At 62.2% G+C, this 20,405-nt stretch carries 16 protein-coding genes and 4 tRNA genes; all 20 read right to left on the bottom strand.

What is annotated here, in order from left to right:
* On the bottom strand, positions 1-645 hold the full coding sequence (locus tag ACI3EV_RS02055) for a DUF4390 domain-containing protein (protein ID WP_329771960.1): 645 nt from the start codon (positions 643-645) through the stop codon (positions 1-3).
* On the bottom strand, positions 629-2,041 hold the full coding sequence (gene rsmB / locus ACI3EV_RS02050) for a 16S rRNA (cytosine(967)-C(5))-methyltransferase RsmB (protein ID WP_329771962.1): 1,413 nt from the start codon (positions 2,039-2,041) through the stop codon (positions 629-631). The genes ACI3EV_RS02055 and rsmB overlap by 17 nt, the downstream gene beginning before the upstream one ends.
* Before the next feature lie 159 nt (positions 2,042-2,200).
* Entirely contained in the window at positions 2,201-6,439 is a 4,239-nt protein-coding gene (gene rpoC, locus ACI3EV_RS02045) for a DNA-directed RNA polymerase subunit beta' (RefSeq protein ID WP_329771964.1), read from the bottom strand.
* Positions 6,440-6,510: 71 nt separating this feature from the next.
* Complete coding sequence (rpoB, locus tag ACI3EV_RS02040) at positions 6,511-10,623, bottom strand: DNA-directed RNA polymerase subunit beta (RefSeq protein ID WP_337692077.1); 4,113 nt, start codon at positions 10,621-10,623, stop codon at positions 6,511-6,513.
* Between the two features lie 322 nt (positions 10,624-10,945).
* On the bottom strand, positions 10,946-11,323 hold the full coding sequence (rplL, locus tag ACI3EV_RS02035) for a 50S ribosomal protein L7/L12 (protein ID WP_091815627.1): 378 nt from the start codon (positions 11,321-11,323) through the stop codon (positions 10,946-10,948).
* 46 nt (positions 11,324-11,369) lie between these two features.
* Positions 11,370-11,870, bottom strand: a complete 501-nt coding sequence (gene rplJ, locus ACI3EV_RS02030; RefSeq protein WP_329771967.1) for a 50S ribosomal protein L10 — start codon at positions 11,868-11,870, stop codon at positions 11,370-11,372.
* Positions 11,871-12,123: 253 nt separating this feature from the next.
* Positions 12,124-12,819 carry a 50S ribosomal protein L1 gene (gene rplA / locus ACI3EV_RS02025; protein ID WP_329771968.1) on the bottom strand — a complete coding sequence of 232 codons (696 nt, stop codon included), beginning with the start codon at positions 12,817-12,819 and terminating at the stop codon, positions 12,124-12,126.
* A gap of 1 nt (position 12,820) precedes the next feature.
* Positions 12,821-13,252 (bottom strand): 50S ribosomal protein L11, encoded by a 432-nt coding sequence (gene rplK / locus ACI3EV_RS02020; RefSeq protein ID WP_329771969.1) that lies wholly within the window; start codon positions 13,250-13,252, stop codon positions 12,821-12,823.
* 119 nt (positions 13,253-13,371) lie between these two features.
* The gene (nusG, locus tag ACI3EV_RS02015; RefSeq protein WP_329771972.1) at positions 13,372-13,941 is read right to left on the bottom strand and encodes a transcription termination/antitermination protein NusG; all 570 of its coding nucleotides are present in this window, start codon (positions 13,939-13,941) and stop codon (positions 13,372-13,374) included.
* 2 nt (positions 13,942-13,943) lie between these two features.
* Positions 13,944-14,327, bottom strand: a complete 384-nt coding sequence (gene secE / locus ACI3EV_RS02010) for a preprotein translocase subunit SecE (RefSeq protein ID WP_329771974.1) — start codon at positions 14,325-14,327, stop codon at positions 13,944-13,946.
* 148 nt (positions 14,328-14,475) lie between these two features.
* Positions 14,476-14,551, bottom strand: a tRNA-Trp gene (locus ACI3EV_RS02005).
* A gap of 15 nt (positions 14,552-14,566) precedes the next feature.
* The gene (gene tuf, locus ACI3EV_RS02000; RefSeq protein WP_329771776.1) at positions 14,567-15,757 is read right to left on the bottom strand and encodes an elongation factor Tu; all 1,191 of its coding nucleotides are present in this window, start codon (positions 15,755-15,757) and stop codon (positions 14,567-14,569) included.
* A 69-nt stretch (positions 15,758-15,826) separates the two neighbouring features.
* Positions 15,827-15,901 (bottom strand) — tRNA-Thr (locus tag ACI3EV_RS01995).
* Positions 15,902-15,936: 35 nt separating this feature from the next.
* Positions 15,937-16,010, bottom strand: a tRNA-Gly gene (locus ACI3EV_RS01990).
* Positions 16,011-16,077: 67 nt separating this feature from the next.
* A tRNA-Tyr gene (locus tag ACI3EV_RS01985) sits at positions 16,078-16,163 on the bottom strand.
* A 68-nt stretch (positions 16,164-16,231) separates the two neighbouring features.
* A complete protein-coding gene (gene trpC / locus ACI3EV_RS01980) occupies positions 16,232-17,053 on the bottom strand; it encodes an indole-3-glycerol phosphate synthase TrpC (RefSeq protein WP_329771925.1) in 822 nt (273 codons plus the stop codon).
* The gene (locus ACI3EV_RS01975; protein ID WP_018715765.1) at positions 17,050-17,187 is read right to left on the bottom strand and encodes a hypothetical protein; all 138 of its coding nucleotides are present in this window, start codon (positions 17,185-17,187) and stop codon (positions 17,050-17,052) included. Before ACI3EV_RS01975 ends, trpC begins: the two co-directional genes overlap by 4 nt.
* Before the next feature lie 2 nt (positions 17,188-17,189).
* Entirely contained in the window at positions 17,190-18,227 is a 1,038-nt protein-coding gene (gene trpD / locus ACI3EV_RS01970) for an anthranilate phosphoribosyltransferase (protein WP_026320722.1), read from the bottom strand.
* 39 nt (positions 18,228-18,266) lie between these two features.
* Positions 18,267-18,854, bottom strand: a complete 588-nt coding sequence (locus tag ACI3EV_RS01965; protein ID WP_405198018.1) for an anthranilate synthase component II — start codon at positions 18,852-18,854, stop codon at positions 18,267-18,269.
* The gene (gene trpE, locus ACI3EV_RS01960) at positions 18,851-20,350 is read right to left on the bottom strand and encodes an anthranilate synthase component I (RefSeq protein ID WP_337692169.1); all 1,500 of its coding nucleotides are present in this window, start codon (positions 20,348-20,350) and stop codon (positions 18,851-18,853) included. The genes ACI3EV_RS01965 and trpE overlap by 4 nt, the downstream gene beginning before the upstream one ends.
* Between the last annotated feature and the right edge of the window lie 55 nt (positions 20,351-20,405).

Raw genomic sequence — 20,405 nt, 5'->3', positions numbered from 1 at the left:
TCAGCCGCCCGGCGACACCAGCTCCTGCTGGTTCAGGCGGAAACTGCGGCGCGCCTCGATATTCCAGTCGGCCTGGCTGCTGGTGCCGATCTGCAGCGGCCGCTGCAGCTGGCTGATATCGAGCTGGAAGGACGCATCGACGGCAAAGCCGGCATCCTTGTCCCAGTCGGCACTCGGCAGCACTTCCCAGTTGGAAATGCGCTGGATCACGCTCAGCGCCTGCTGCAGCGTATCGTAGTTCTGGTTGACCACCACACCGGTCACGCCGCTGCGGTTGAACGGTTCGGTACTGAAATTCACACGCCACTTGCGCGTCAGTGGCTGATAGGCCAGGCGCATGTAGCGCTGGCGCTTGTGCACCTGCCGGTTGGACCAGTACCAGCGCTCCTGCACGGTATTGGTGCTGAACACGAAATACAGCGGCACGCCCTTGTTCAAGATTTCCTGCACGCCATCGGACAAGGCAAAGCGCACATTGCCGGTCATGCGCACCGCATCCTGCGTCAGTTCAAAGCGCACATTCTGGATCGATGCCGATGCGGCCCAGGCGGCCGGCAGGCCACCGGCCAGGCACAGCGTGGCCGCACCGGCAGCCCGCAGCACATGGCGGCGGGACAGCGGCGCGGGTTCAGTCGCGTTTGGCAAGCAGGGCATAGTAGAAACCGTCATGATCCATCAGGCCAGTCACAGCAGTGTCACCGGCCACCCCATTGTCCATGAGACGGGGAGTTCCGCTAACCCCCATGGGTATCAAATGCCCGGGTGCTGGCAGACGGAGTGCATCATTGTGGTGCAAAAGGAACGCCTCGATCTGCGCATCGCCCTCTTCCCGGAATACCGAACAGGTGCAGTACAGCAGGCGGCCACCCGGCTTGAGCAGCGGCCACAATGCCTGCAGCAGGCGCACCTGGGCGGCTGCCAGCTGCGGCACATCCGAGGCGCGACGCAGCCAGGGCACATCCGGATGGCGCCGCACGATGCCCGATGCGGTACACGGCGCATCCAGCAGGATGCCGTCAAACAGGTGGCCGTCCCACCAGCGTTCCACCTCGGCGGCATCCACCGCGCGCACCTCGGCCGGCAGTCTCAGGCGTTGCAGCGTATCGTGAATACGCTCGCAGCGTTGCGGATCCTGGTCCAGCGCCAGCACCTCATGGTCGCCCAGCTCCAGCAGGTGCGCCGTCTTGCCGCCCGGTGCGGCACAGGCATCCAGCAGACGCAGGCGTTCACCCGATGGCAGCGCCTCCAGCAACAGCGGTGCCGCCAGCTGTGCCGCCATGTCCTGCACCGATACCCAGCCCTCGGCAAAGCCCGGCAGCTGCTGCACCGGACAGGGGCGCTGCAGTACGATGCCATAGACACCCTGACGCCAGCCATCCAGCCCGGCCGGACGCAGCTGCTGTTCCAGATAGGCATCGGCGCTCATGTGGCGTGCATTGACGCGCAGCGTCATCGGTGCGGCGCGCTGGCCATGGTGGATCAGGGCCGTAGCCGCCTCCGCACCATGGTCGCGCTGCAGCCGCTGCAGCCACCACTCCGGCACGTTCAGCAGCGCCGGATCGCCCTGCGGGCTGGCCTGCTGCACCGCCTGGCGCAGCGCCGGCTGCTCGCGCAGGTAACGCCGCAGCACGGCATTCACCATCGCCGCGCTGTGGCGCAGCTTCGGATGGCGCTTGGCTGCCTCCACCGCCTGGCTGACTAGCGTAAAGTCGGTATAGCCACGGCCATCTTCGCGCTGTTCACCAGCCTGCCAGGCCAGTACCAGCGCACTGTGCAACAAGGCCTGCAGCAAGGGTGCCGGACGTCGCTGCACCAGCTGGCGACACAGCACCCGTCCCACGCCGAGCCCGCGCAGCGTCTCGAACACCAGCGCCTGCACGCCCGGGCGGATGGCCGCCGGCACCGCTTCCAGCGCAGTAGTGGCACTGGCACCGGCCTCCACCTTTTGCATCACCACGGCGACCTGCTGCAGCTGCTGCCACAGCGGGGTATCGCCACGGCTGGCGGCGGGATTCGGCGGGACTGAAACCGGCTTGTTCATCGGGATTCCTGTTTCGTAGACATGGATCGGACTGTGGGTCCGAGCCAGAAAAAAACCTGTGCAGCACGGGCTGCACAGGTTCATCATGCACTTGCGTCAGCAGACGGGCAAGCGCCTGTGGCGATACGGCAGCCTGTCAGGCACAGGCTGCCGTGTGGATCACTCCTCGCCAGCGTCCGTTTCCGGAGCTGCCGGAGCCTCTTCGCCGGCGACATCGTCGCTGGTGGCGAACAGGGAATCCTCTTCGGCCTGGGCAATCGCCATGCGCTCGGCTTCGTCCATCTCGTCCTTGGTCTTGCGCGCCTGGTGGTAGGCCAGACCGGTACCGGCCGGGATCAGGCGACCCACGATCACGTTTTCCTTCAGGCCACGCAGCTCGTCGCGCTTGCCCATGATGGCAGCCTCGGTCAGCACGCGCGTGGTTTCCTGGAAGGATGCGGCAGAGATGAAGGAGTCGGTCGACAGCGAGGCCTTGGTAATACCCAGCAGCAGGTTGCTGTAGGTCGATTCCATCTTGCCTTCTGCACGCAGCGCATCGTTGGTGTTCAGCATCTCGCTGCGCTCGACCTGTTCACCGGCGATGTAGCTGGACTCGCCAGGGTTCTCGACCACGACGCGACGCAGCATCTGGCGCACGATCACCTCGATGTGCTTGTCGTTGATCTTCACACCCTGCAGGCGGTAGACGTCCTGCACTTCGTCCACGATGTAGCGCGCCAGCTCCTCGATGCCCAGCAGGCGCAGGATGTCCTGCGGGTCGGCCGGACCATCGACGATGCTCTCGCCCTTGTTCACCACCTGACCTTCGTGCACCAGGATGCTCTTTTCCTTGGGTACCAGCTCTTCCCAGACCTTGCCTTCCGGATCGGTAATCTGCAGGCGCACCTTGCCCTTGGTTTCCTTGCCGAAGGAGATGGTACCGGTCATCTCGGCCAGCACGCCCTTGTCCTTCGGCGTGCGGGCTTCGAACAGTTCGGCCACGCGCGGCAGACCACCCACGATGTCGCGGGTCTTCTGGCCTTCCATCGGGATACGCGCCAGCACTTCGCCGGGGCCCACTTCCTGGTCGTCACGCACCTGGATCAGCGCGCCCACCTGGAAGCCGATCGCCACTGCGTGGTCGGTACCGGGGATCTTCACTTCCTTGCCTTCGGCATCGATCAGCTTCACCAGCGGACGCACCACCTTGGTAGAGCCACGGCGCTTCGGATCGATCACCACCAGCGTGGACAGGCCGGTCACTTCGTCGACCTGCTTGGCCACGGTCAGGCCTTCCTCGATATTCTCGAACTTCACCTGACCGGCGTACTCGGTGATCACCGGACGCGTCAGCGGGTCCCAGTTGGCCAGGATGGTGCCGGCCTTGATCTGCTGGTCGGGCTTGATCGACAGGATCGCACCGTACGGCACCTTGTGGCGTTCGCGCTCACGGCCGTGCTCGTCGGAGATGATGATCTCGCCGGAACGGGAAATCACCACCAGCTCGCCCTTGCGGTTGCTCACGTAACGCATCATCGAGTTGAAACCGATGAAACCGTTGGAGCGCGCTTCCACGCTGCTGGCAATGGCGGCACGCGATGCCGCACCACCGATGTGGAAGGTACGCATGGTCAGCTGGGTACCCGGCTCGCCGATGGACTGGGCAGCGATCACGCCGACTGCCTCGCCCACGTTCACCAGGCCACCGCGGCCCAGGTCGCGGCCATAGCAGGTGGCGCACAGGCCGAAGCGGGTGGCACAGGTCAGTGCGGTACGCACCTTCACCTCGTCCACGCCGGCAGCTTCCAGCACGTCCATCATGTCCTCGTCGAACATCTCGCCCGGACGGGTCAGCACTTCACGCGTTTCCGGGTGCAGCACTTCCTCGGCGGCAGAGCGGCCCAGGATACGATCGCGCAGCGACTCGATCACTTCACCACCCTCGACGATGGCGCGCATCACCTGGCCATCGCTGGTACCGCAGTCATGCTCGGTCACCACCAGGTCCTGCGTCACGTCCACCAGACGACGCGTCAGGTAACCGGAGTTGGCCGTCTTCAGTGCCGTATCCGCCAGACCCTTTCGCGCACCGTGCGTGGAGATGAAGTACTGCAGCACGTTCAGGCCTTCGCGGAAGTTCGCGGTAATCGGCGTCTCGATAATCGAGCCGTCCGGCTTGGCCATCAGGCCACGCATGCCGGCCAGCTGACGAATCTGTGCAGCAGAGCCTCGCGCCCCGGAGTCGGCCATCATGTAGATGGAGTTGAAGGACTCCTGATCCACTTCCTTGCCATCGCGGTCGCTGGTCTTCTGCTTGGCCAGCTGGGCCATCATGACCTTGGACACTTCGTCACCGGCCTTGCCCCAGATGTCCACCACCTTGTTGTAGCGCTCGCCTGCGGTCACCAGACCGGAGGAGTACTGCTGCTGGATTTCCTTCACTTCGGCTTCGGCACGGCCAATGATCTCGTGCTTCTGCGGCGGCACCAGCATGTCCTCGATCGCGATCGAGATGCCGGCGCGCGTGGCCAGACGGAAACCGTTCTGCAGCAGCTTGTCGGCAAACACCACGGTTTCCTTCAGGCCACACTTGCGGAACGAGCTGTTGATCAGCCTGGAGATTTCCTTCTTCTTCAGTGCCTTGTTCATGATGCTGAACGGCAGGCCCTGCGGCAGGATCTCGGACAGCAGCGCACGACCGACGGTGGTTTCTACCAGGCCGGTATTCGGCACGAACTCGCCGGTTTCCTTGTTCTTGGCGTAGTCGGTCAGGCGCACGGAAATGCGCGTCGTCAGCTCGACTTCCTTGCTTTCCAGCGCACGCTCGACTTCCTGGATGTCGGCAAACACCATGCCTTCGCCCTTGCCGTTGATCTTCTCGCGGGTAGCGTAGTACAGGCCCAGCACCACGTCCTGCGACGGCACGATAGAGGGCTCGCCGGAGGCCGGGAACAGCACGTTGTTGGATGCCAGCATCAGCACGCGCGCTTCCAGCTGCGCTTCCACCGACAGCGGCACGTGCACGGCCATCTGGTCACCGTCAAAGTCGGCGTTGAACGCGGAACAGACCAGCGGGTGCAGCTGGATCGCCTTGCCCTCGATCAGGATCGGTTCAAAGGCCTGGATACCCAGACGGTGCAGCGTCGGCGCACGGTTCAGCATCACCGGGTGCTCGCGGATCACCTCTTCCAGGATATCCCACACCACCGGGTTGTTGTTTTCGACTTCCTTCTTCGCCTGCTTGATGGTGTTGGCGATGCCCATCTGCTCCAGACGGGCAAAGATGAAGGGCTTGAACAGCTCCAGCGCCATCAGCTTGGGCAGACCGCACTGGTGCAGCTTCAGGGTCGGGCCCACGGTAATCACGGAACGACCGGAGTAGTCCACGCGCTTGCCCAGCAGGTTCTGGCGGAAACGGCCACCCTTGCCCTTGATCATGTCGGCCAGCGACTTCAGGGCACGCTTGTTGGCGCCCGTCATGGCCTTGCCACGACGGCCGTTGTCCAGCAGGCTGTCCACGGCTTCCTGCAGCATGCGCTTCTCGTTGCGCGCGATGATTTCCGGTGCCTTCAGCTCCAGCAGACGGCGCAGACGGCTGTTGCGGTTGATGACGCGGCGGTACAGGTCGTTCAGGTCGGAGGTGGCGAATCGGCCACCGTCCAGCGGCACCAGCGGACGCAGGTCCGGCGGCAGCACCGGCAGCACTTCCAGCACCATCCACTCCGGCTTGATGCCGGACTTGCGGAAGGCTTCCAGCACCTTCAGGCGCTTGGCGTTCTTCTTGACCTTGACTTCGGAGCCGGTCAGGTCGCCACGCAGGCGCTCGATCTCGGAATCGATATCGATGCTTTCCAGCAGGTCCTTGATGCCCTCGGCACCCATCTTGGCCTGGAATTCGTCGCCGTATTCGTCCAGGTTCTTGTCGTAGTCGTCTTCGGACATGATGCTGAACTTCTTCAGCGGCGTCATGCCGGGATCGGTCACCACGTAGGCTTCAAAGTACAGCACGCGCTCGATGTCGCGCAGTGTCATGTCCAGCACCAGGCCCAGACGGGACGGCAGGGACTTCAGGAACCAGATGTGGGCACAGGGCGCAGCCAGGTCGATGTGACCCATGCGCTCGCGGCGCACCTTGGTCTGAGTCACTTCCACGCCGCACTTCTCGCAGATCACGCCGCGGTGCTTCAGGCGCTTGTACTTGCCGCACAGGCATTCGTAGTCCTTGATCGGCCCAAAGATCTTGGCGCAGAACAGGCCGTCACGCTCGGGCTTGAACGTACGATAGTTGATGGTTTCCGGCTTTTTCACTTCGCCGAAGGACCAGGAGCGGATCTTCTCGGGCGAAGCCAGGCCGATCTTGATGGCGTCGAAGTGCTCTTCGGGCTTGATTTGTTTGAACAGGTCGAGCAAAGATTTCATGATGTCTCTTTCCTAAATGGGGATGCAACAAGGGGAACACGGAAGGGCGGGCGCCTCGGCGCCCTGCCCGGTCAGCCGCGTTCCAGCTCGATATCGATACCCAGAGAGCGGATTTCCTTGACCAGCACGTTGAACGATTCCGGCATGCCGGCATCGATGGCGTGCTCGCCCTTGACGATGTTTTCGTAGACCTTGGTACGGCCTTGCACGTCGTCCGACTTCACGGTCAGCATTTCCTGCAGCACGTAGGACGCACCGTAGGCTTCCAGTGCCCACACCTCCATCTCACCGAAACGCTGGCCACCGAACTGGGCCTTGCCGCCCAGCGGCTGCTGCGTCACCAGCGAGTACGGACCGGTGGAACGGGCGTGCATCTTGTCATCGACCAGGTGATGCAGCTTCAGGAAGTGCATGTAGCCAATGGTGGTCGGGCGCTCGAAGCGCTCGCCGGTGCGGCCGTCATACAGGTAGGCCTGGGTGCGCGAGGGCGTCAGGCCCTTGGCCTCGGCGACCTCGTCCGGGTAGGCCAGCTTCAGCATGCCCAGGATTTCCTCCTCGGAAGCACCGTCGAACACCGGCGTGGCGAACGGCAGGCCACCAGTCAGGTTGCGGGCCATGGACAGCACCTCGCCATCGTCCAGGTCCTGCAGCGTCTCGACACGGCCAGAGCTGTTGTAGACCTGTACCATGTACTGGCGCACTTCGGCAGCGGTCTTTTCCTGCTGCAGCATCTCGTTGATGCGATGGCCAATGCCCTTGCCGGCCCAGCCCAGGTGCACTTCCAGCACCTGACCCACGTTCATGCGCGACGGCACGCCCAGCGGGTTCAGCACGATGTCGGCGGTGGTACCGTCGGCCATGTAGGGCATGTCCTCGACCGGCACGATCTTGGACACCACACCCTTGTTACCGTGACGGCCGGCCATCTTGTCACCCGGTTGCAGGCGACGCTTGACGGCCAGGTAGACCTTGACCATCTTCAGCACGCCGGCGGGCAACTCGTCGCCCTGCGTCAGCTTCTTGCGCTTTTCCTCGAAGGCCAGGTCGAAGCTGTGACGCTCCTGCTCCAGCGACTTCTTCACGCTTTCGATCTGATCGGCGACGGTCTCGTCTGCCGGACGGATGTCGAACCAGTGGTACTTGTCCAGGCCATCCAGGTACTTGGCATCGATCGTGCTGCCACGTGCCAGCTTCTGCGGGCCACCGTTGGCGACCTTGCCAATCAGGATCTTGCGCAGACGGTCCATGGCGTCGGCTTCCACGATACGCATCTGGTCATTCAGGTCCAGACGGTAGCGCTTCAGTTCGTCGTCGATGATCTGCTGGGCGCGCTTGTCGCGCTGGATGCCTTCACGCGTGAACACCTGCACGTCGATCACGGTACCGCTGGAACCCTGGTCCACGCGCAGCGAGGTGTCCTTCACGTCAGAAGCCTTCTCGCCGAAGATCGCGCGCAGCAGCTTCTCTTCCGGCGTCAGCGTGGTCTCGCCCTTGGGCGTGACCTTGCCCACCAGCACGTCGCCCGGATTCACTTCCGCGCCGACGTAGATGATGCCGGAATCGTCCAGGCGGTTCAGCTGCACTTCGCTCAGGTTCGGGATATCACGCGTGATTTCCTCGGCACCCAGCTTGGTGTCGCGCGCCATCACCACCAGTTCCTCGATGTGGATGGAGGTGTAGCGGTCGTCCGCCACCACGCGCTCGCTGATCAGGATCGAGTCCTCGAAGTTGTAGCCGTTCCAGGGCATGAAGGCGATCAGCATGTTCTGGCCGATGGCGATCTCGCCGAGGTCGGTCGATGCGCCGTCAGCCACCACGTCACCCTTGGCCAGCACGTCGCCGCGCTTGACGATCGGACGCTGGTGGATGTTGGTGTTCTGGTTGGAACGCTGGTACTTGATCAGGTTGTAGATGTCCACGCCCACTTCGCCGGCCACGGCTTCGTTGTCGTTGACACGCACCACGATACGGGTGGCATCGACATAGTCGACCACGCCACCGCGCTGCGCCGTCACCACGGTGCCGGAGTCGACCGCGGCCACGCGCTCGATACCGGTACCCACCATGGGCTTCTCCGGACGCAGCACCGGCACCGCCTGACGCGACATGTTGGCGCCCATCAGCGCACGGTTCGCGTCGTCGTGCTCCAGGAACGGCACCAGCGCAGCCGCCACCGAGGCGATCTGTGCCGGGGACACGTCCATGTACTGCACTTCGGCCGGATCGACCAGCACCGATTCACCCTTTTCACGGGCAGATACCAGCTCGCCAGTCAGCTTGCCGTTCTCGTCCAGCGTGGCGTTCGCCTGGGCGATGATGTACTTGCTTTCCTCGATGGCGGACAGGTAGTCGACCTCATCGGTCACCTGGCAATCCACCACGCGGCGGTACGGGGTTTCGATGAAACCGTATTCGTTCAGCTGGGCGTACAGCGCCAGCGAATTGATCAGACCGATGTTCGGACCTTCCGGCGTCTCGATCGGACAGACGCGGCCATAGTGCGTCGGGTGCACGTCGCGCACCTCGAAGCCGGCGCGCTCGCGCGTCAGGCCGCCCGGGCCCAGTGCGGAGACACGGCGCTTGTGCGTGATCTCGGACAGCGGGTTGGTCTGGTCCATGAACTGGGACAGCTGGGACGCACCAAAGAACTCCTTCAGCGCCGCAGAAATCGGCTTGGAGTTGATCAGGTCGTGCGGCATCAGCGGCTCTTGCTCGGCCTGGCCCAGACGCTCCTTCACGGCCTTCTCGATACGTGCCAGACCGGTGCGGAACTGGTTCTCGGCCAGCTCACCGACGCAACGCACGCGACGGTTGCCCAGATGGTCGATGTCGTCGACTTCGCCACGGCCGTTGCGCAGGTCGACCAGCGTCTTGACCACGGCCATGATGTCCTCGTTGGACAGCACCATGGCGCCTTCGGCTTCGTCGCGGCCGATACGGGCGTTGAACTTCATGCGGCCAACGCGCGACAGGTCATAGCTGTCCTCGCTGTAGAACAGGCGATGGAACAGTGCCTGCACCGCATCTTCGGTCGGCGGCTCGCCGGGGCGCATCATGCGGTAGATCGCCACGCGTGCGGCAAACTCGTCCGCCGTATCATCGATACGCAGCGTCTGGGAGATGTAGGCACCCTGGTCCAGCTCGTTGGTAAAGATGCAGGAAATCTCCTGGATACCGGCTTCACGCAGCTTCTTCAGCAGCGCTTCGGTCAGCTCCTCGTTGGCCTTGGCAATGATCTCGCCGGTGTCGCCATCGATGATGTTGTTGCTCAGCACGCGGCCGATCAGGAAGTCTTCCGGCACGCTCACATGGCTGGTCTGGCCCGCATCCAGTTCGCGGATGTGCTTGGCAGTGATGCGCTTGTCCTTGGCAACGACGACCTTGCCGTCCTTGTCGATGATGTCGAAGCGCGCCACTTCGCCCTTCAGGCGCTCGGGCACCAGCTCCATCTGGGCACCAGTGTCCATCAGGCGGAAGTGGTCGTTGACGAAGAAGTTCGCCAGGATCTGTTCCGGGTTCAGGCCAATCGCCTTGAGCAGGATCGTGACCGGCATCTTGCGGCGACGGTCGACGCGGAAGTACAGCACGTCCTTCGGGTCGAATTCGAAGTCCAGCCAGGAGCCACGGTAGGGAATGATGCGGGCGCTGAACAGCAACTTGCCCGAGCTGTGCGTCTTGCCCTTGTCGTGCTCGAAGAACACGCCGGGCGAACGGTGCAGCTGGGACACGATCACGCGCTCGGTACCGTTGATGATGAAGGAGCCCTTCTCGGTCATCAGGGGCACTTCGCCCATGTAGACTTCCTGCTCTTTCACTTCCTTGACCACCTTGGACTGGGCGGTGGACGCATCGCGGTCATAAATGATGAGCTGTACACGGGCACGCACGGCAGAACCGAAGGTCAGGCCACGCGTCTGGCACTCGCGCACGTCAAATGCGGGCTTGGCCAGGTTGTACTCGACGAATTTCATTTCCACAAAGCCGTTGTGCGAGACAATCGGGAATGCGGATTCGAACGCAGCCTGCAGGCCTTCGGTGCGCCGCTTCTTCGGCGCGATGTCCTTTTGCAGAAAGGCGGTGTAGGCATCACGCTGCATTTGCAGCAGATACGGGATCTTCAGCACGCTGTCGCGTGTGCCAAAGCTCTTGCGGATCCGTTTGCGTTCGGTATAGCTGTAAGACATGGGCTCTCCAGGTGAAGACGTCTAGCAGTCTGGTCTGCTAGCGCGGCGGTTAGTCTTTCCTCGGATGGATGCGGGCCTGCGCTTGCCCGCAATCTTGGTGGCTGGCCCCTACCAGCCAATGGCAGACGGTCACGCGTTGCACGCGACCCGAACCAAGGGTCTTCCGCCATCGGGAACAGAAGACACTTTCAAGCACAACAGGCATGAGGCACATTGTGCTTGAAGGTGTTTTCTGCTGCAGCACCAGCCCGGAGCCGGTGCGCGCAAGAAACACCAAAGGCTGGAATGCCTTTCGGGCACTCCAGCCTCAGGAAGAACCCGATTACTTGAGTTCTGCCTTGGCGCCAGCTTCCACCAGCTTCTTCTGAGCGGCTTCTGCGTCGGCCTTGGGCATGGCTTCCTTGATCGTCTTGGGAGCGCCGTCCACCAGGTCCTTGGCTTCCTTCAGACCCAGGCCGGTGATTTCGCGCACCACCTTGATCACGCCAACTTTCTGGGCGCCAGCTTCGGTCAGGACCAGATCGAAATCGGTCTTTTCTTCAGCAGCAGCAGCGCCGCCAGCAGCGCCGCCAGCAGCCGGAGCAGCCATAGCGGCAGCGCTCACGCCAAACTTCTCTTCGATAGCCTTCACCAGCTCGTTCAGTTCCATGACGGACATGGTGTCCAGAGCGGTCAGGAATGCGTCTTTATCAAATGCCATGATGTTTTCCTAAAAAATGATGTTGGTTGACAGGATCTGCCGCCGATCAGGCAGCAACTTCCTCGCCTTTTTTCTCTGCCAGAGCCGCCAGCACGCGTGCAGTACGCGACACCGGAGACATGAGCAGGCCACACAGCTGCGACAGCAGCACTTCCTTGGTAGGAATGTTGGCCAGCTCTTTCACGCCGTTCACATCCAGAGCTTTTCCGGCATAGACGCCGCCACGGATGACCAGCTTGTCGTTGGTCTTGGCGAAATCGGCTACCACCTTGGCGGCGGCAACTGCGTCTTCGGAGAAGCTATAGATCAGCGGACCAGTCATCTGGTCAGCCGCAGACTCAAAGCTGCTGCCGGCCACGGCACGACGGGCCAGCGTGTTCTTCAACACGCTCAGGCTCACGCCCTGGCTACGGGCCTTGCTGCGCAGCTCGGTCATGTCGGCCACCGTGATACCACGGTATTCCGCCATCACGAGCGTTTGAGCTTTAGCGGCGAGTTCGGTCACTTCGTTGATGACCGCTTCTTTCTCACTGCGATTGAGACTCAAGATCTACTCCTCAAAATGTGCATGAGATCACTCCACATGCACGCCCTTACTTGCAGCGACCAACTCACTTTCGGAAACCTGGAACCGGTTGCCCGATTCCCTTCAACCTCTTGTGTGCGGGATCGCCATCTGCGCTGGCTTGCAGGATTAAGTGCCTTGCGGCACGCCAGCGGTCTTGGATGGCCTGCCGGACCGAAGCCCGGCAGCCCACCTCCTGCACCGGTTACCCGGTGCAAAGCCTTTATCGCGCCAATCAGGCAGCGATGGTCTGGGTGTCGACGCGAACGCCAACGCCCTGGGTAGAAGACACGGCCACCTTGCGCAGGTACAGGCCCTTGCTGCTGGCCGGCTTGGCCTTGTTCAGCGCTTCCACCAGGGCTGCCAGGTTGCCCTGCAGCTTCTCGTTGTCAAAGGAACGCAGACCGATGGTCGAGTGGATGATGCCAGCCTTGTCAACGCGGAACTGGACCTGGCCAGCCTTGGCGTTCTTGACGGCGGTAGCCACGTCGGGGGTCACGGTGCCCACCTTGGGGTTGGGCATCAGGCCGCGCGGGCCCAGGATCTGACCCAGGGTACCCACCACGCGCATCGCGTCCGGAGCAGCAATCACCACGTCGAACGGCATGTTGCCGGCCTTGACTTCAGCAGCCAGGTCGTCCATGCCCACCACGTCAGCACCAGCAGCCTTGGCTTCTTCAGCCTTGGCGCCCTGGGCGAACACGGCAACGCGCTTGGTCTTGCCAGTGCCATTGGGCAGCACCACGGCGCCACGCACCACCTGGTCGGATTTCTTGGCGTCAACGCCCAGCTGCACGGCCACGTCGATGGACTCATCGAACTTGGCAGTCGCGCACTCTTTTACCAGCTCCAGGGCTTCCGCCACGGAATACAGCTTGTTGCTGTCAACCTTGCCCTCGAGGGCTTTTTGCTTCTTGGTCAGTTTGGCCATCTCACACGCCCTCCACGGTCACGCCCATCGCACGGGCAGAGCCGGCGATCGTACGAACGGCAGCGTCCAGATCGGCAGCCGTCAGGTCCTTCATCTTGGCCTTGGCGATTTCTTCCAGCTGCTCGCGGGTGATCTTGCCAACTTTCTCGGTGTTCGGCTTGGCAGAACCCTTGTCCAGCTTGATGGCCTTCTTGATCAGCGTCGCTGCGGGCGGCGTCTTGATGATGAAGGTGAAGCTCTTGTCTGCAAACGCGGTGATCACCACCGGCAGCGGCAGACCCGGCTCGACGCCCTGGGTCTGGGCGTTGAACGCCTTGCAGAACTCCATGATGTTCAGACCGCGCTGGCCCAGAGCGGGACCAATCGGCGGCGACGGGTTGGCTTTGCCAGCCGGCACTTGCAGCTTGATAAAGCCGACGATTTTCTTCGCCATACTTTTCTCCTTGCGGGTAATAACGCCTGCCAGCAGCAGGCTCCCCGGGGGTTACGACCCTGGCTTGACGATGATGCGCGGGTCTGGAAACGCATCACCCAAAAACTGGACGACCCGGATCAGGTCTTTTCGATCTGGGAGAACTCCAGCTCGACCGGCGTAGCACGACCGAAGATGGTCACCGACACGCGCAGCTTGTTCTTTTCGTAGTTAACTTCCTCGATGCTGCCATTGAAGTCCGCAAACGGGCCCTCCTTGACGCGCACCATCTCGCCCACCTCGAACTCCACCTTGTGGCGCGGCTTTTCGCTGCCTTCCTGCATCTGGCTGACGATCTTCTGCACGTCAGCCTGGGAGATCGGGGTCGGACGATTGCGGGCACCGCCCACAAAGCCGGTTACCTTGCTGGTCTGCTTGACCAGGTGCCAGCTTTCGTCATCCATCAGCATTTCCACCAGCACGTAGCCGGGGAAAAACTTGCGTTCGGTAGTGCGTTTCTGGCCATTCTTGACCTCGACCACCTCTTCGGTCGGCACCAGGATGCGACCAAACTTGTCCTGCATATCGGCGCGCGCAATGCGCTCCTGCAGGTTGCGCTCGACAGCGCGCTCCATGCCCGAATAGGCCTGGACCACGTACCAGCGAAAATCGGGATTGGCTGCTGCTTCCAGCATCGTTCCTTCTGTCATGCTTACCTCCATCCCAGAATCAGGCCGTACAGAATCCACTCCAGGGTCTTGTCGGTCAGCCACAGGAACAGCGACATCACCAGCACGAACAGGAATACGAACAGTGTGGTCTGCGAGGCTTCCTTGCGTGATGGCCAGACGACCTTGCGCACTTCACGGAAGGCTTCGCGGAAAAAATCCACCAGGCCACGGCCGGAGGCAGACGTCAGATAGGCGCCGACACCAGCCGCCACGCCCACGAGCAGGGCCACCCACTGCACCAGTGCACCCTGCGGCGCCAGCATGAAGTACGCAACAAAACCTGCCAGTATCAGCAGTACGGCAGCTGCTACCTTGACCTTGTCGGCGCCGGTAGTTACCGTTTCAACCTGAGGAGAAGAAGCCATGTGGCAATTCCAGAATATGCAGATCCGGGCAACACGCCAGGATCAGACTATCGCCAAAAAGAGCGAAGCCTTAGATTTTATATCGACTTACAGAAATAGTAAAGCCCGCTTTGCAGCGGGCTTCTCTTTTTTGCCACACCTCAGAGGGTGGCAGGGGCAGAGGGAATCGAACCCCCAACCTTCGGTTTTGGAGACCGACGCTCTGCCAATTGAGCTATACCCCTATAGCCTTTCAGCGATTAAGCGATGATCTTGGCAACCACGCCAGCGCCCACGGTACGGCCACCTTCGCGGATGGCGAAACGCAGGCCTTCTTCCATGGCGATCGGGGCGATCAGCTTCACGGTGATGGACACGTTGTCACCCGGCATCACCATTTCCTTGTCGGCCGGCAGCTCGATGGAACCGGTCACGTCCGTGGTACGGAAGTAGAACTGGGGACGGTAGTTGTTGAAGAACGGCGTGTGACGGCCACCTTCGTCCTTGGACAGCACGTACACCTCGGCGGTGAACTCGGTGTGCGGCTTGATGGAACCCGGCTTGCACAGCACCTGGCCGCGCTCGACGTCTTCACGCTTGGTGCCGCGCAGCAGGATACCGACGTTGTCGCCAGCCTGACCCTGGTCCAGCAGCTTGCGGAACATTTCCACGCCCGTGCAGGTCGTCTTCTGGGTGTCCTTGATACCCACGATCTCGATTTCCTCGCCGACCTTGATAATGCCGCGCTCGACGCGACCGGTCACCACGGTACCACGGCCGGAGATGGAGAACACGTCTTCCACCGGCATCAGGAAAGTGCCGTCCACGGCGCGCTCGGGCGTCGGGATGTAGCTATCCAGGGCTTCGGCCAGCTTCATGATGGCGCCTTCGCCCAGGTCGCCGGTGTCGCCTTCCAGCGCCATCTTGGCAGAACCCTTCACGATCGGGGTGTCGTCACCCGGGAAGTCGTACTTGCTCAGCAGCTCGCGCACTTCCATCTCGACCAGCTCCAGCAGCTCCTCGTCGTCCACCATGTCGCACTTGTTCAGGAACACGATGATGTAGGGCACGCCAACCTGACGGGACAGCAGGATGTGCTCGCGGGTCTGGGGCATCGGGCCGTCAGCAGCGGAACAGACCAGGATGGCGCCGTCCATCTGGGCAGCACCGGTAATCATGTTCTTCACATAGTCGGCGTGACCAGGGCAGTCCACGTGGGCGTAGTGACGGTTGGCCGTCTCGTACTCGACGTGGGAGGTGTTGATGGTGATGCCACGGGCCTTTTCTTCGGGCGCGTTATCGATCTGGCTGTAGTCGCGGGCATCGCCGCCGAACTTCCTGGCCAGCACGGTAGCAATCGCTGCCGTCAGGGTGGTCTTGCCGTGGTCCACGTGACCGATGGTGCCTACGTTGACGTGCGGCTTGCTCCGTTCAAACTTTTCTTTTGCCATTTTTCGACTCCGAAAAACAATGAATGATTGATTGAAAAAGACACCACCCGGCAGACGCCGGGGAATGAATGGTGCCCATGGGCAGGATCGAACTGCCGACCTCTCCCTTACCAAGGGAGTGCTCTACCACTGAGCCACATGGGCAATTATTTCACACGAGAGACAAGCACACGCAACACTGGAGCGGGAGACGGGAATCGAACCCGCATCATTAGCTTGGAAGGCTAAGGTTCTACCATTGAACTACTCCCGCACACTTGATGGCGTCAGGAGCCAACCCTCAAGTTACGGCAGAGCCGCCACTCAGTATTTGAAGCTTGTGGTGGAGAGGGCTGGATTCGAACCAGCGTACTCGCAAGAGGGCAGATTTACAGTCTGCTGCCATTAACCACTCGGCCACCTCTCCACAGCAAGTTTTGAATTATGCCATGCTTTTTGGCTTTTTTCCAGACCCCTGCATTTTTTTGCGAAAAATCAGGAGAACAGCTCGGCCAGGGCCAGGCCTGGCTCCGGCTGCCGCATGAACGCTTCCCCGATCAGGAAGGCGTGCACACCGGAATCCCGCATTGTAACCACATCTTCGCGTGTCAGGATGCCGCTTTCCGTCACCACCAGCTGTCCCTCGGGCAAATCGGGCAGCATGTCGAGTGTCGTCTGCAGGCTGACCTCGAAGGTGCGCAGGTTGCGGTTGTTGATGCCCAGCAGCAGGGATTCGGGTTGGCGGACGCTGGCCAGCAACTTCAGCGCGCGCTCCATTTCGCCGCGGTCGTGGACTTCGACCAGCACCGACATGTCCAGATTGCGGGCGATGGCAGCCATGTCCTGCAGCTGGGCATCATCCAGGCTGGCGACAATCAGCAGGACGCAGTCCGCCCCCATGCTGCGCGACTCGTAGATCTGGTAGGGATCGATCATGAAGTCCTTGCGCAGCACCGGCAGGTCGCAGCTGGCACGCGCCTGCTTCAGGTAGTCCGGGCTGCCCTGGAAGAACTGGCGATCGGTCAGCACCGACAGGCAGGCGGCAGACAGCTTGCCATTGCCTTCGGCATAGCTCTGGGCAATATCCGCCGGGATGAAGTCCTCCCGGATGATGCCCTTGGACGGGCTGGCCTTCTTGATTTCGGCAATGACGGCCGGCTGGCCGGCCGCCATCCTGGCGCGCATGGCACCGGCAAAATCGCGTGTCAGGATGCGGCTTTCGGCATCGGCGCGCATCGCTGCCAGCGGCGTCCTGCGCTGCGCTGCAGCCACTTCCTCGCGCTTGACGGCGTTGATTTTTTCGAGAATGTCTGTCATGTCCTGTCCTTCTGATCCGGTTCGGGCGCGGCCTGCTTGAGCACCTTGACGATGACGCGGTGCATCACCAGCCCCACCACCACGAACAGCAGCGAAATGCCGATGGCGATCCAGGCGCCTTCATCCTGGAACATGCTTACGCCGCCTTGAGTTGTTGCGATACGCGGACGAACTCGTCCAGCTTGGCGCGGGCGGCACCGGAGTCCAGTGTCTGGCGTGCCAGATCGACACCGGCCTGGATCGACTCGACCACATTCGCGGTATAGAGTGCCACGCCGGCGTTGAGCAGCACGATGTCACGCGGTGCGCCCTGCTCGCGGCCGTCCAGCACGGACAGCAGCACTTCACGCGATTCGACCGGGTCGTTGACGGCCAGCGCGCGCTTGCTGCGCATGGTCAGGCCGTAGTCCTCCGGGTGCAGCTCATATTCCAGCACCTGGCCATTCTTGAGTTCGCCAACCAGGGTGGCAGCACCCAGGCTGCACTCGTCGAGACTGTCCTGGCCGTAGACCACCATGGCGTGCTCGGCGCCCATGTCCTTGAGCACGCGCACCAGAATGCCGACCAGATCCTGGTGGAAAACGCCCAGCAGGATGTTGGGAGCACCAGCCGGGTTGGTCAGCGGGCCCAGGATGTTGAAGATGCTTTTCACGCCCAGCTCCCGGCGCACCGGAGCCACGTTTTTCATCGCAGGATGGTAGTTGGGAGCGTACATGAAGCCGATGCCGCACTGCTCCACGCAGCTGGCCACGGCGGCCGGCGACAGGTCGATGCAGGCACCGAGCTGCTCGACCGCATCGGCACTGCCGGACTTGCTGCTGACACCACGGCCACCATGCTTGCTGACGCGGCCGCCGGCTGCGGCAATCACGAACATGGCGCAGGTGGAAATGTTGAAGGTGTTGGAGCCGTCACCACCGGTACCGACGATATCGACCAGATGCGTCTTGTCGGCAATCTCGACCTTGGTGGCAAAGTCGCGCATCACCTGGGCGGCGGCGGTGATTTCGTCCACGGTTTCCTTCTTCACGCGCAGACCGGTGATCAGCGCCGCCATCATCACGGGCGAGACCTCGCCGGTCATGATCTGGCGCATCAGGTCCTTCATCTCGTCGTAGAAGATTTCCCGGTGCTCGATGGTGCGCTGCAGCGCTTCCTTGGGGGTAATTTTCATCATGTTCTTGTCCTTGGAGAGGGTACGGGCCGCGGCAGCTCAGCGATCGAGGAAGTTGCGCAGCATGGCGTGGCCGTGCTCGGTCAGGATGCTTTCCGGGTGGAATTGCACGCCTTCGATATCGAGTGTCTTGTGCCGCACGCCCATGATTTCGCCATCATCGGTCCAGGCCGTGATGGCCAGCTCCTGCGGCAGCGTGGCACGCTCGATTGCCAGCGAGTGGTAGCGGTTGACGGTGAACTGGCGCGGCAGCTGGCGGAACACGCCCTCCTGCGTGGTGGTGATGACGCTGGTCTTGCCGTGCATCTGCACCTGGGCACGCACGATATGGCCGCCAAAAGCCTGTCCGATGGCCTGATGCCCCAGGCAGACGCCGAGGATCGGTAGCTGGCCGGCAAAGTGCCGGATGGCATCTACCGACACACCCGCCTCGTTGGGCGAACAGGGGCCGGGCGAAATGCAGAGACGGTCAAAACCGCCGTCGCGGAACAGCTGGTCCAGCTGGTCCAGCGTGATTTCATCGTTGCGATGGGTGATGACCTCGGCACCGAGTTCGCCGAAGTACTGCACGATGTTGTAGGTGAAGCTGTCGTAGTTGTCCACCATCAGGACGCGGATCTTGCTCATTGCAGGCCCTCCTCCACCAGTTCTGCGGCACGCAGCAGCGCGCGTGCCTTGTGTTCGGTTTCACGCCATTCCATTTCGGGCACGCTGTCGGCCACCACACCGGCAGCCGACTGCACGTAGAGCATGCCGTCCTTGACGATGCCGGTGCGGATGGCAATCGCCACATCCATGTCACCGGCATAGCTCAGGTAGCCGCAGGCACCGCCGTAAATGCCGCGCTTGACCGGTTCCAGCTCGTCGATCAGCTCCATGGCGTGGATCTTGGGCGCGCCGGTGAGCGTGCCCGCCGGGAAGGTGGCGCGCAGCACATCCATGTTGCGCATGCCGTCCAGCAGCGTGCCCTGCACGTTGCTGACAATGTGCATCACGTGGCTGTAGCGCTCGATGGCAAAGGCTTCGGTCACCTTGACCGAACCGGTCCTGGCGATGCGGCCGATGTCGTTGCGGGCCAGATCGATCAGCATCACGTGTTCGGCACGCTCCTTGGGATCGTTGATCAGCTCCTGCTCTGTCGCCAGGTCGGCCTCGGGCGTGGCACCGCGCGGGCGGGTGCCGGCCAGCGGGCGGATGGTGACGCTTTGCGAGCCATCGGCCTCGTGCTCGTGGCGCACCAGGATTTCGGGCGAGGAGCCGATGACCTGGAAATCCCCGAAGTGGTAGTAGTACATGTACGGACTCGGGTTGAGCGAGCGCAGCGCACGATAGAGGTTGAGCGGATGCGCGGCAAAGCGCTTCTGCAGGCGCTGGCCGACCTGCACCTGCATGAAATCGCCGGCGGCGATCAGGTCCTTGCCGCGCTGCACCGCCTGCAGGTAATCGTCCTTGGCGAAGATGCGCTCGACCGGCTCGCTCTGGTAGACGCTGGTGACCGGCGGCACGGCCGGCTCGTTGAGGCGCTGGCGCAGTGTGCGCAGGCGCTGATGGCCGCGACTGTAGGCCTCGGGCTGGGCCGGATCGACATAGACCAGCAGATAGAGCTTGCCGGACAGGTTGTCGATGACGGCAACTTCCTCGCACTGCAACAGCAGGATATCGGGCGTGTGCAGGTCATCGGGCGGGCAGGATGCCTCCAGTTTTTTCTCGATGTAGCGCACCGCGTCGTAACCGAAATAGCCGGCCAGACCGCCGCAGAAACGCGGCATGCCGGGGCGTACCGCCACCTTGAAGCGCTGCTGGTATTGCGCAATGAAATCGAGCGGGTTGCCGCTGGCAGTTTCCACCACCTGGCCATCCGTGACGACCTCGGTGCGCGCATCGGCACCAAAGCCGCTGGCGCGCAGCAGCGTGCGGGCCGGCAGGCCGATGAAACTGTAGCGGCCAAAGCGTTCGCCACCGACCACGGATTCGAGCAGGAAGCTGTTGCGGCCGCCGTATTCGGCATGGGCCAGCTTGAGATAGAGCGAAAGCGGGGTTTCCAGGTCGGCAAAGGCTTCCAGCATCAGCGGGATGCGGTTGTAGCCCTGGGCGACCAGGCTCTTGAATTCAAGTTCTGTCATGGGAGATCCATCGGGATGAGGGACGGTGCGCGCCATGCAGCATCGCCGCGGGCCT

It is taken from the genome of Allobrachymonas wangyanguii, from assembly GCF_045055315.1.
Lineage (GTDB): Bacteria > Pseudomonadota > Gammaproteobacteria > Burkholderiales > Burkholderiaceae_C > Brachymonas > Brachymonas wangyanguii.
This window is presented reverse-complemented; position numbering and strand designations above follow the sequence as displayed.

What these genes read in the sequence shown, in the direction of transcription:
- rsmB (WP_329771962.1), bottom strand. Translation starts at nt 2,041, where the DNA reads ATGAACAAGCCGGTTTCAGTCCCGCCGAATCCCGCCGCCAGCCGTGGC.
- rpoC (WP_329771964.1), bottom strand. Translation starts at nt 6,439, where the DNA reads ATGAAATCTTTGCTCGACCTGTTCAAACAAATCAAGCCCGAAGAGCAC.
- rpoB (WP_337692077.1), bottom strand. Translation starts at nt 10,623, where the DNA reads ATGTCTTACAGCTATACCGAACGCAAACGGATCCGCAAGAGCTTTGGC.
- rplL (WP_091815627.1), bottom strand. Translation starts at nt 11,323, where the DNA reads ATGGCATTTGATAAAGACGCATTCCTGACCGCTCTGGACACCATGTCC.
- rplA (WP_329771968.1), bottom strand. Translation starts at nt 12,819, where the DNA reads ATGGCCAAACTGACCAAGAAGCAAAAAGCCCTCGAGGGCAAGGTTGAC.
- rplK (WP_329771969.1), bottom strand. Translation starts at nt 13,252, where the DNA reads ATGGCGAAGAAAATCGTCGGCTTTATCAAGCTGCAAGTGCCGGCTGGC.
- nusG (WP_329771972.1), bottom strand. Translation starts at nt 13,941, where the DNA reads ATGACAGAAGGAACGATGCTGGAAGCAGCAGCCAATCCCGATTTTCGC.
- secE (WP_329771974.1), bottom strand. Translation starts at nt 14,327, where the DNA reads ATGGCTTCTTCTCCTCAGGTTGAAACGGTAACTACCGGCGCCGACAAG.
- tuf (WP_329771776.1), bottom strand. Translation starts at nt 15,757, where the DNA reads ATGGCAAAAGAAAAGTTTGAACGGAGCAAGCCGCACGTCAACGTAGGC.
- trpC (WP_329771925.1), bottom strand. Translation starts at nt 17,053, where the DNA reads ATGACAGACATTCTCGAAAAAATCAACGCCGTCAAGCGCGAGGAAGTG.
- ACI3EV_RS01975 (WP_018715765.1), bottom strand. Translation starts at nt 17,187, where the DNA reads ATGTTCCAGGATGAAGGCGCCTGGATCGCCATCGGCATTTCGCTGCTG.
- trpD (WP_026320722.1), bottom strand. Translation starts at nt 18,227, where the DNA reads ATGAAAATTACCCCCAAGGAAGCGCTGCAGCGCACCATCGAGCACCGG.
- ACI3EV_RS01965 (WP_405198018.1), bottom strand. Translation starts at nt 18,854, where the DNA reads ATGAGCAAGATCCGCGTCCTGATGGTGGACAACTACGACAGCTTCACC.
- trpE (WP_337692169.1), bottom strand. Translation starts at nt 20,350, where the DNA reads ATGACAGAACTTGAATTCAAGAGCCTGGTCGCCCAGGGCTACAACCGC.